The sequence below is a fragment of the Ruegeria sp. L12 genome (assembly GCF_056531745.1).
In genome coordinates, this window is sequence record NZ_JBQFMH010000032.1 from 1 (window position 1) to 10,742 (window position 10,742).

The following is a 10,742-nucleotide window of genomic DNA, read 5'->3' on the forward strand; positions in this document are numbered from 1 at the left end:
CCGCCCGATGCTCGGCTTCAAGTCTTTTGCTTCGGCGTCAGCGACTCTGGCTGGCATCGAGGTCGCTAACATGATCCGTAAAGGCCAACTCAAGCCCGGACTCTGCCCATTTCGTCAGTTTGCAGAATTGGCGGCATAAGTCCCGGGTTCGGTACCAACTATTCGTTCAATAAGAAACTTTGCAACAGATCCTTTTGGTTACAGTGCGCCTTTAAACGAAGTCATGAACCGGCTTTCGTCTTCAGAATTTTGATAGCCATTCATTCTAAGCAATTATGGGCATCAACAGTCAAAAGTTTGCTACAAATCCACCTTGCAGTGATCGCGAAATACGGGAAATGAGGGAGCCCATCGGCAGTGCTGAAACGGCATTTCTTCTGGTGCGAAGACCACGCATGCGAGTCCGGGATTGCTGCGTTGCCCGATCGCGATTGAAGGCGACCGGGCAACTTGGTTGGTTATCAACCTGCGATGTTCAGCGCCCAGCCGATGGCGATCACCTGAGGTACGGTCAGCAATGGCATCAGCAGCGCCGATTTCAGGCGGTCGGTCACTTCACGCAGGATCAGGATTTCGGTGTAATCCGTCGCCACGCCCGCCATCAGAAAGGTAAATGCGTTGCCTGGGGCCTGGGCCCGGTGCATCAGGTCAGCGGCGATGGGCACCGAGCCTTCCGAGCAGACCTCGATGATGGTTGCGGCCACAAGCGTGGTCAGCAGGCCAAAGATTGAGGCTCCGAACCAGGTGGCGAAAATCTCGGTCGGGACGGTGGCCTGAAACAGCGCGGCAAAAACGATGCCGAAGAACAGCCAGCGCAGGACCATGCGGCTGGCGCTGAGCGCGCGGCGGGCGACGTCGCGGGCAAACTCTATGTCATAGCGCTGCGCCTTCAACCCGGCGCGGGCCTCGGACCACAGATGGAAATCCGCGGGCAGATCGACGCGGTTGGGGTTTGGGGCCTCCTTGCCCCGCCGTTCGAGCATCTCGATGACCAGACCGGTTATGAAGGCGATAGCCAGCGAAGCGCCGATGAACAGGGCCATCCAGCCCCAGCCCATGGTCACCCCGATGATGATGGTCAGCGACAGCGAATTCCAGGGGCTGGCGATCAGGAAGGCAAAGACCTGACCCAGGCTGGCGCCGCGCTCGTACAGCTTCGCCCCCACCATCAGCACTCCGTGATTGCACAGATCCAGCAGCACCCCGGCCAGAACCGCCCGGACCAGGCCGAGCGCGCCCTGATCCCGGCCGATAATGCCGATCACGAACTGGCGCGGTACCCGGTCGATCACGCCGACCGCCACCATACCCAGCAGGATGCCCCACCACATCATGTTCATCATCTCATAGATGCCAAGGGTAAATGTGCCCAGACCCAGCGGTGCATACTCGGGCAGGACAAAGGCCGCAAAATAGGACAGCGCGATGATCGCTGCCGACCCCGAAAGCAGCCAGTCTACCCGCCGCCAGGCCGGAGCCGAAGCATCCGCAGTGCTGCAGCAGGACGGCGCGACTTCCAGATCACTGCCGCAGGAAGACGTGGAGGAGCCACAGCAGCCCGACAGGCGTTCGGGCGCGATGATCGGAGGGCTGGTATCTTGCATTATCAGGTCCTGATTTCTGTGGTTCAGCTGGAAACCGGTTGTGTCCTTCCCAGGGCCCGCCGGATTTTCGGCACGGCATATTCACGCGGTTCGTGGAAATCGATGATTGACTTCCAATTGCCGGTCGCATCGAACACGAACACCCCGGCGGTGTGGTTCATGGTATAGTCGCCATCCTCAAGCGTGATCCGCTCGTATTGCGCTCGAAACCCCTGGGCCGCGCGGGCAATCTGATCCGGGGCGCCGGTCCAGCCGCGGATGGCGGGATGAAACCAGCTGACATAGTCGGCCAGTGCCTCAGACGTGTCCCGTTCCGGATCGACCGAGATCAGGATGACGTTCATACCTTCGGCCTCAGGCCCCAGCGCGTCCAGCCAGTCTGAAATATCGGCCAGAGTGGTCGGGCACACGGCCGGACAATAGGTGAAGCCGAAGAACACCAGGGTCTGCTGGCCAATCAGCGTTTCCGGGCCGACGGGTGCACCGCTGTGATCGATCAGATCAAAGCGCATCTCGCTCAGGTCCTGCGGCAGCAGGTCGCTTTTCTGCGCCGCGCCGGGCCCGTCGACCTGCCACCAGCCGATGACCAGCGTCACCGACAGGGCCGCAAGGCCGATCAGAATCCGGCGCAACCAGATCACTTGCCCGGCCCCCGGTAGGCGACGCCGTGGATCGGAACCTCGACATCATGGCTGCTGCCATCCTCGAATTGCAGGGTAACGGTGAAGGTTTCACCCTCGACCATCGGGCGTTGCAGCATCATCAGCATCAGATGCAGGCCGCCGGGCTGCAGCGTCACTTCGCCTCCAGGGGCAATTTCCACCGGACCCGCAGGCGACATGGAACTGACACCGCTGGCATCGGTTGTGACGTTATGCACTTCGGGCCGCCCGGACAGATCGGTGGTGATCCCGGTCAGCACAACCGACGCGTCGCCGGTGTTGCGCAGGGTCATATAGGCTGCACGCGGGCGGTTGACGCCGATCGAGGCGCGCGCCCACGGGTCCGAAGCTTCGATGCTGCCATTTCCGGCAAAGGCGGGCAAGGCCGTGGCCAGAAGGACAAAGGCAGAGGTCAGATACTGTTTCAAGGATACTCTCCGAGGTCAGGTAGTGGTTTGGGCGACGGCGCGGGCAACCAGCGCGCGCAGTTCAGCCTTGCCAAAGGGTTCAAGCGGTTGGCCGTTCACAAAGAATCCCGGCGTGGCGCGCACGCCTACAAGACGCACATCCTCGCTGTCCATGTTCAGAATGGCGGTGACGTCGGGGGCCCGCATCTGGTTGCGTGCAACGGCCATGTCCAGCCCCGCCCCAGCAGCAATCCTGTCGGCAACATCCGCGCGCAACTGCCGCCGCGAGGTCCAGTCCGACTGATCACGCAGCAGTGCCGCCTTGACGGGTTCGAACACGCCCTGCATCCGGGCCGCCTCAAGCAGGCGAACCGCGTATTCCGACGGCTCACCATGGAATGGGGTATAGCGGATCACCAGCTGCACGGCGTCCCCATGCTGGGTCATGATGTCCTTGACGATGGGATAAAAGGCGCGGCAGGCCTCGCAGGCCGGATCGAAGAATTCGACCAGCGTCACTGGCGCCTCCCGGGGGCCGATCACCGGCGACCAGGGCCGGACCAGCGCGGCGGCCTTGTCACCGTCAAGCGCGGGCACCGCAGGCGGGGCCGGTTTGCGCAGCACATAGGCCGAGGCCCCGGCGAACCCGATGCCGCCAAGCGCCAGCGCGCCCAGCATCATGGTGCGTCTGTTCATTGTGTCTTTCCTTTCATGGACATAAGGCAGAGTCCCGCTATCGCGGCAAAGGCCAGCAGCGCCAACAGCGGGATCGGCAGGCCCAGGACCTGCTGGTTCTCACCCGTGCAGGACGGGCCGGTTTGCGAGCAGGGCAGCACCGCCTGCGGCAGCAACCCGACATAAAGCCCCAGATGCCACAGCGCGACGGCACCCCCCAACACGGCCAGCGCCACGCCATAGCGCGCGGCCCCAGGGTCGTTCCACCACTGGGCCAGTCCCAGCACAATCGGCAGAGGGAACATGAAAGCGCGCTGGAACCAGCACAGGTTGCAGGGCGTCTGGCCCAGCACCTCGCCGATGAACAGCACTGTCAGCGTTGCGGCAAGGGCTAGCAGCCAGGCGGTGAACAGGAAGGTTTCCGGGGCTGCGCGGGCGGTCATGCGCCGATCTCCTGCTTCAGGTCGGCCAGGATCTGTTCGCCACTGGTGCCGTAATGCCAGAATTTGACCAACGCACCCTCGGAACTGAACAGAAACAGCTGCGAGGCATGGGCCATGGTATAGCCATCAGGGGCCGAGTCCTGTGCGACCCGTTCATAGAATACCGGAAAGTTCTGCGCGCTTTGGGCCACCTGTTCCGGTGTTCCGGTCAGTCCGATGATCCCGGCATCAAACCACGAGACATATTCGCCCAGCACCTCGGGTGTGTCCCGTTCGGGATCGACAGAGATCATGATCGGTTGCACCGCTGTGCCCGCGTCACCCAGTTCGTCCATCACAAAGGCCACTTCGGACAGGGTTGTGGGGCAGATATCGGGGCAATTGGTGAAGCCGAAAAACACCAGCATCCAGCCATCCGCAAAATCCGCCTGCGTGCGTGTGGCACCGGTGTGGTCGGTCAGTTCGAATTGCGCCACGATGGGCGTTTCGGTGGTAATCCGCGCCGCCGCCTGATCCGGTTGCTTCGTATAGGCCACGATGGCCACCGCTAGCGCCGCTGCGCCGGTCAGACCCCAAAGAGCTGTTCGTAACGATCTGAATGTCACTGTTGATTCCCGCCGGAAATTCGATTTGACGGTCAGATAGGACCTCTAGCAACTAGAGCTTCAACGGGTTATTTTAGGTCCGAGAGACTTTTTTCATCAGGACCAATCATGCTGACCATCGGAGCGCTGTCGCGACAGACCGGAACCAAGGTGCCAACGATCCGGTACTATGAACAAATCGGCCTTCTGCCCGAACCCGGACGCACGGAAGGCGGCCAGCGGCGTTATGACGAGGCGCAGGCCGAACGATTGGCCTTCATCCGCCAGTCCCGCGATCTGGGCTTTTCGCTGGACGACATCCGCGAGCTTCTGGACCTGTCCGACAGTCACGGCCAGTCTTGTGGCGACGTGGACGCATTGGTCGAGCGGCACCTTGATGCGGTCAACGCGCGTATGGCGCAACTTGAAAGGCTGCGCGCAGAGCTCAATCGGATGCTGAAGGCCTGCAAGGGCGGGGCCATCGACGTTTGCCGCATTCTGGGGGTATTGCGCACGGCCAGGACATCTGGTTGAGATTTGGTCTTTGCGGGACGGCAAAACGATGAATCGGCCATTAGCCAAAATCAGACCAGCAGCCTTTTGTCAGGGCGAGGGGCCAGAAAGTGGCAGGTGCCGAAGCTCTTTCTATCAGCAATCGCGCTCACGGCTACCGTCTTGTTCTGGCGGTAAATCAACCAGTCTGGAGCCTGGAAATGACATCAGGCAAAGGCGGTGGCCTCGTTATTTGCGACGTGGCCCGTCCGGGGTAATCATCCAGTTTGAGAGCGTCTTATCCATTTTTCGCATCCGGTGACGTAGCATGTCGCGTGTCATGCGCGCCAAAGTAGCTGCGTGTTCAGGATGTTCCGCCAGATTCTCTTGCTCTCCTCGCTCTGCGCTGTCGAACAACAAGGGCGGCAATTCGGCTGCAAATTCGACCAGGGTGAATCGATTGTCGCGCAGAATGCTCAGGCAACTGTCGTCTAGTCCCGTTTCAAGATTCCGTTGCCAGCGGGTTGGGCTAAGAGGATCGGCAAAATCCAGTTCCGAGAATGAATAGTGGCGCCAATCTTTGGGTGGATTTGGGTTTTCGTCCTGTACAAAAGGCATCAGCGAATGCCCGTTCATGGAATCCGGGATGCCTTGACCGACCCAGTCGAGAATGGTCGGCACGATATCGATGGATTCCGTCGGCGCATCGACGCGCTTGCCGCGCGCGCCGCCGGGCATGCGCATTATCAGTGGCGTATGATAGGCAGCATCGTAAACCGACATTTTGCCCCAGCTGTGCCGATCCCCCAGCATTTCGCCATGATCGGCAGTGATCACCAGCAATGTGTTGTCGTATTGACCTGATTTCTTCAGAAAAGACACAACGCGGCCGATGTGATGATCCACTTCGGTTGCCAGCCCCAGATAGATGGCGCGCAACGTTTGCACCACCTCGTCCGTCGGTTCGAGATCCGGGAAGCCTTCGACAAATCCGGCAACCGTGGTGTTGGCGCGTGCCGGGGCGAAAAACGGGTGCAGCGCGTTCTCGGCCTCCGGCGTTGCAAGGCGCGATGGCAGCGGCAACGCGGCGGGGTCATACATCCGGTTATAGGGTGCCGGGGCGACCAGCGGTGGATGTGGACGCAGATAGGTCAGATGGGCAAACCAGCCCCGGTCATCATCTGCATAGGCGGGCATGGTGTCCAGAAACCGGTCTGTCAGAAAGGCCGTGTCGCTGTCTTCGGCCGCATACATTGCGGGATCGTTCAGCGCAGGCTGGCCGCCATCTGATGCGACCGGTTTGAACACATCGAAATAGTCATCGAACTTATACCCGCGGTTCTTCAGATGCGACCGCCAGGGAAACGACATCTCCATGCGCATTTCGAGCATTTCCTGAAATCCGGCCATATGGAATTCGTAGGACCTGAGCGCGGGGTCGTTTGCATCAAGGATGCGCGGGTCTTGCGATGTGTCCGTATATCCAAACAGCATTGGCAAATACCCGGCCTTGCGCATTTCGCTGGCGATGGACGGCGTATCATGTCGCAAGGGTGTGCCGTTTCGTACCGATCGGTGGTTCATCGCGTATTGCCCGGTCAGCAGTGAGGCACGCGAAGGTCCGCACGGGTTGGTGACCGAAAAATGCCGGGTGAAAGAAACGCTGTCTCCCATCAGCGCGCGCATATGGGGCAGATCCACATGATCGGCCAACGCCCCGAACAGGCAATCCGCCCGCATCTGGTCGGTGATGATAAACAGGACGTTGCGTTTGACTGTCATTTCCCGTTGCTCCTGATCGCCGGACCGAATCTCGGGTCCCGTGCGTGTATTCCTGCCCAAAATGCGCTGTGGATGGGTCCGCTTTGCCGCATGCTTGCGATATCCGTCGCCTAAAATCCACAAAAGAACGCAACAATCAACAAAAAGCGGAGCATTTGCGTTGTGATGGTTGGTTTTTGTGGGTTATTGTTGACGTGTTGTGTGGAATTTATGAGGTAGATGCCTCAAACATGCTGCGCAACTTAGGTGCTCAGAGTGACGATACAGTCGGAAAACCCGTGTGCAATGATGATCTGTTACACATCTGGTTTAGCTGTTTCAGAACCGCGCCTCGATCTGCCGCCACGGGTACTGCGATGAAGGAAGAACTGAATGCCGACCCCACGTAACGCCGTTGAAACATCCGAAAAGACGGCAGACATCGCAGCCCATGCGGCAGAAATTGCCCGTATCGCCGCTCAGGCCGCGCGCGGTTATTTCCGCGGACGGCTGGGGATAGAGTTCAAGGCCGATGAAAGCCCCGTCACGCAAGCGGATAAAGGCGTCGAGGCCGTTGTGCGCCAATATCTGGCCGAGAACTTCCCCAACGACGGTATCTTTGGCGAAGAACAGGGTTTCGACGGGCAGGATCGGCAGAATGTCTGGATCGTGGACCCCATTGACGGAACCCGCTCGTTCCTGTCGGGGCATCCGTTGTTTGGTTTCCTGTTGGGGTATCTGACCGACGGGGTGCCGCAGCTGGGTGTCATCGGTATGCCGGCTCTGAACGAAGTTCTGATCGGCATAAAGGGTCAGCGGGCTACGTTGAACGGTGTGCCCGTCGCTGTCAGCGCGACACGTCAACTGAGCGATGCGGTTCTTTTCGTCAACGAAGGCGATAAGATTTATCGAGATCACCCGGCGCTGTTTGACCGGCTGATGAACGCGGGGCAAACCCGGAGGTTTGCATATGACTGCTATCCTCATGCGTTGCTTGCGATGGGTCACGTGGATGCGGTGATCGACTATGATCTGCAGCCCTATGACTACTTGCCTGTAACAGTGGTTGTTGAAGCTGCTGGTGGGATCATGACCGACTGGCAGGGCAGGGCACTGGATCTGAACTCAGACGGGCGGGTGATATCAGCCGCGACGCCCGCGTTGCACGCCGAGCTTCTTGAACTTGTAAACGGATAAAGGGAAGCGATGGCCCATTTCTGTGTCGCTAAGGGCAATGACCAGAGATGTGTCTGATCAGAGAAATGGCGCGGAGTGCGTTGGATGTTGATACGGAGGTCAAAGGTTGACCGGATCAGTTGAAATCCTGAACGAAACGGGCAAAGGGCGCGTCGTTCTGCTCTGCGAACACGCAAGCAACCACATACCGTCCGAGTTTGATGGATTGGGATTGTCCGACTCGGATCGTGTCAGTCATGCCGCCTGGGACCCTGGCGCATTGGCGCTGACTCAGGCGCTGTCTTCAGCGCTTGATGCGCCGGTCGTGGTTTCGACTGTTTCGCGACTGGTTTATGACTGCAATCGCCCGCCCGAGGCGGCAAGCGCGATGCCCGACAGATCTGAATTGATCGAGGTCCCGGGAAATGTGGGCCTTGATCAACTGCAACGCGACGCACGGACCCGGGCGGTCTATCTGCCGTTCTGTAGCGCCGTCGCGCAGGTTCTGGATGGGCGTGGACCGGACACGGTGGTGGTGACTGTTCATTCCTTCACGCCGGTCTATTATGGCCAGCCGCGCGCGGTGGAGCTTGGGTTGCTTCATGATGAGGACAGCTGGTTGGTCGATGCAATGCTGGATTACGCGGATCGAATTCCGCACCGTCGCACCGAACGCAACCAGCCCTATGGACCGGCGGACGGTGTCACCCATTCACTTCGACTGCACGCGCTAAGCCGGGGATTGGCCAATGTGATGATCGAGGTGCGCAATGATCTGCTGAGCGACAAACAGCAGGTTGCCGCCATGGCACAGGACATTCTGGCGCTGCTTGAACCGGCGCTGAACGATATCACGATCAGGGAGGACGCATCGTGAGCGCGACACTTACATTCGAACATCTTCAGGCGCAGGTTTCAGCCGGTTCGGTTGATACGGTTTTGGTTTGTTTTGTTGACATGCAGGGACGTTTGATGGGGAAGCGGTTTCATGCGGGTCATTTTGTGGCGGGTGCGTGGGAGGAGACGCATTGTTGCAACTATCTTCTGGCGACGGACCTTGAGATGGGCACGCCGGATGGTTATGCGGCCACGAGTTGGGAGCGGGGCTATGGCGATTATGTGATGAAGCCGGACCTGAGCACTCTGCGCCCGGTGCCGTGGCTTGAGGGCACGGTGATGGTGATGTGCGATGTGCTGGATCATCACACGCATGAAGAGGTGCCGCACGCGCCGCGCTCGATCCTGAAGCGGCAGGTGAACCGGCTGAAGGCGATGGGCTATGAGGCGATGTGCGCCACCGAGCTGGAGTTTTTTCTGTTCGAGAAAAGCTTTGATGCGATCCGCAAAGAGGGCTTTCGCGATCTGCAGCCGATCTCGGGCTATAACGAAGACTATCACATCCTGCAGACCACCAAGGAAGAACACGTGATGCGCCCGATCCGCAACCATCTGTGGAATGCGGGCATCCCGGTGGAGAATACGAAGGGCGAGGCCGAGACCGGGCAGGAAGAGCTGAACATCAAATATGCGCCTGCGATGGAGACGGCCGAGTATCACTCGATCGCCAAAAACGCGGTGAAGGAGATCGCCTGGCAGCACGGCCACGCGGCGACCTTCCTGCCGAAATGGCATCATGAGAAGGTGGGCAGTTCGTCCCATGTGCATCAGTCGCTGTGGGCGGATGGCCAGCCCGCGTTTTATGACGCTGAGGATGAGCTGGGCATGTCGGCGCTGATGAAAAGCTATATGGCCGGGCTGTTGAAATACGCCGGTGATTATACGTACTTCATGGCGCCTTACATCAACAGCTACAAGCGCTTCATGAAGGGCACCTTTGCGCCGACGCGGATCATCTGGTCGGTGGACAACCGCACCGCCGGGTTCCGCCTGTGTGGCGATGGCACCAGGGCGGTGCGGGTCGAATGCCGCATACCTGGCTCGGACATGAACCCTTATCTGGCGATGGCCGGGATGCTGGCCGCCGGGATTGCGGGCATCGAAGAGGGGTTGGAGCTGCAAGCGCCTACCAAAGGCGACGTTTATCAGGGTGAAAGTGGCATGATCCCGGGCAATTTGCGCGCGGCCCGGGATGCTCTGCATGGCTCGGCTATGTTGCGGGCGGCGATGGGGGATGAGGTGGTCGATCACTATACCCGCGCGGCGGAGGTCGAGATCGAGGAATTCGAGCGGGTGGTGACCGATTGGGAAATTGCCCGCGGGTTCGAGCGGGCGTGAGGTGGAGGGGGCGAGGGGCTCTGCCCGCCGCCATCGGCGCTCGAACCAATGGCGCACCAATGGCGGCCCCCGAGATATTTATGGCCAGATGAAGCAGGGATCCTGCTTTCTTTCGAAATGGAGTGACTATGGGGCAGATGTTGCAATGTGTCTCGCCGATTGATGGATCGGTTTTTGCGGAACGTGAGATACTGTCGCGTGAGGCGGCGTTTGAGGTTGCGGGCCGGGCGCGGGCCGCACAGGCGGCTTGGGCGGCGCGGCCGTTGCAGGAGCGGATTGATCTGGTGATGGCGGGCGTGGCTGCTGTCGGCGCGATGAATGACGAGATCGTGCCGGAACTGGCGCATATGATGGGCCGTCCGGTGCGCTATGGTGGCGAGTTTGGTGGCTTCAATGAGCGCGCCAGCCATATGGCCGGGATTGCCGAGGACGCGCTGGCCGATATCGCGGTGGGTGAGGATGAGACGTTCAAACGCTATATCAAGCGCATTCCGCATGGGGTGGTGTTTGTGGTGGCGCCCTGGAACTATCCTTATATGACGGCGATCAACACGGTGGCCCCGGCTCTGATCGCGGGCAATACGGTGGTGCTGAAACACGCCACGCAGACCCTGCTGGTGGGCGAGCGGATGGCGCGGGCCTTCCATGCGGCGGGTGTGCCTGAAGATGTGTTCCAGAACGTGTTCCTGAGCCATGACGTGAC

12 protein-coding genes and 1 pseudogene are annotated in these 10,742 nt (G+C 59.9%); 6 read left to right on the forward strand and 7 right to left on the reverse strand.

Annotated features, from left to right (window positions below):
• Positions 1-139 (forward strand): annotated as a pseudogene (locus ACR0K9_RS21120) (IS6 family transposase); the annotation flags it as partial.
• Positions 140-461: 322 nt separating this feature from the next.
• Here the strand turns inward: ACR0K9_RS21120 and ACR0K9_RS21125 are convergent.
• The 6 genes from ACR0K9_RS21125 to ACR0K9_RS21150 are packed head-to-tail and all read right to left on the reverse strand — an operon-like array spanning position 462 to position 4,396.
• A complete protein-coding gene (locus ACR0K9_RS21125; protein ID WP_480826049.1) occupies positions 462-1,604 on the reverse strand; it encodes a permease in 1,143 nt (380 codons plus the stop codon).
• Positions 1,605-1,627: 23 nt separating this feature from the next.
• A complete protein-coding gene (locus ACR0K9_RS21130) occupies positions 1,628-2,242 on the reverse strand; it encodes an SCO family protein (RefSeq protein ID WP_480826059.1) in 615 nt (204 codons plus the stop codon).
• The gene (locus ACR0K9_RS21135) at positions 2,242-2,694 is read right to left on the reverse strand and encodes a copper chaperone PCu(A)C (protein ID WP_480826050.1); all 453 of its coding nucleotides are present in this window, start codon (positions 2,692-2,694) and stop codon (positions 2,242-2,244) included. The genes ACR0K9_RS21130 and ACR0K9_RS21135 overlap by 1 nt, the downstream gene beginning before the upstream one ends.
• A 15-nt stretch (positions 2,695-2,709) precedes the next feature.
• Positions 2,710-3,369 (reverse strand): DsbA family protein, encoded by a 660-nt coding sequence (locus tag ACR0K9_RS21140; RefSeq protein WP_480826051.1) that lies wholly within the window; start codon positions 3,367-3,369, stop codon positions 2,710-2,712.
• Positions 3,366-3,791 carry a disulfide bond formation protein B gene (locus ACR0K9_RS21145; protein ID WP_480826052.1) on the reverse strand — a complete coding sequence of 142 codons (426 nt, stop codon included), beginning with the start codon at positions 3,789-3,791 and terminating at the stop codon, positions 3,366-3,368. The genes ACR0K9_RS21140 and ACR0K9_RS21145 overlap by 4 nt, the downstream gene beginning before the upstream one ends.
• Complete coding sequence (locus tag ACR0K9_RS21150) at positions 3,788-4,396, reverse strand: SCO family protein (RefSeq protein ID WP_480826053.1); 609 nt, start codon at positions 4,394-4,396, stop codon at positions 3,788-3,790. Before ACR0K9_RS21150 ends, ACR0K9_RS21145 begins: the two co-directional genes overlap by 4 nt.
• A gap of 108 nt (positions 4,397-4,504) precedes the next feature.
• On the opposite strand from ACR0K9_RS21150, the gene ACR0K9_RS21155 reads away from it, so the two are divergent.
• Positions 4,505-4,909 carry a MerR family transcriptional regulator gene (locus ACR0K9_RS21155; protein ID WP_480826054.1) on the forward strand — a complete coding sequence of 135 codons (405 nt, stop codon included), beginning with the start codon at positions 4,505-4,507 and terminating at the stop codon, positions 4,907-4,909.
• A 207-nt stretch (positions 4,910-5,116) separates the two neighbouring features.
• Here ACR0K9_RS21155 and ACR0K9_RS21160 read toward each other — a convergent pair whose 3' ends face one another.
• Positions 5,117-6,649: a sulfatase-like hydrolase/transferase gene (locus ACR0K9_RS21160; protein ID WP_480826055.1), complete on the reverse strand. Its 1,533-nt coding sequence runs from the start codon at positions 6,647-6,649 to the stop codon at positions 5,117-5,119.
• A gap of 372 nt (positions 6,650-7,021) precedes the next feature.
• Between ACR0K9_RS21160 and ACR0K9_RS21165 the strand changes: the two genes are divergently transcribed.
• The 4 genes from ACR0K9_RS21165 to ACR0K9_RS21180 form a co-directional block, all read left to right on the forward strand.
• Positions 7,022-7,825: an inositol monophosphatase family protein gene (locus ACR0K9_RS21165; protein ID WP_480826056.1), complete on the forward strand. Its 804-nt coding sequence runs from the start codon at positions 7,022-7,024 to the stop codon at positions 7,823-7,825.
• A gap of 106 nt (positions 7,826-7,931) precedes the next feature.
• Positions 7,932-8,681 (forward strand): N-formylglutamate amidohydrolase, encoded by a 750-nt coding sequence (locus ACR0K9_RS21170; protein WP_480826057.1) that lies wholly within the window; start codon positions 7,932-7,934, stop codon positions 8,679-8,681.
• An 80-nt stretch (positions 8,682-8,761) separates the two neighbouring features.
• Positions 8,762-10,039 carry a glutamine synthetase family protein gene (locus ACR0K9_RS21175; RefSeq protein WP_480826060.1) on the forward strand — a complete coding sequence of 426 codons (1,278 nt, stop codon included), beginning with the start codon at positions 8,762-8,764 and terminating at the stop codon, positions 10,037-10,039.
• A 128-nt stretch (positions 10,040-10,167) separates the two neighbouring features.
• On the forward strand, positions 10,168-10,742 hold a 575-nt coding region (locus ACR0K9_RS21180; protein WP_480826058.1), incomplete at its 3' end, for an aldehyde dehydrogenase family protein.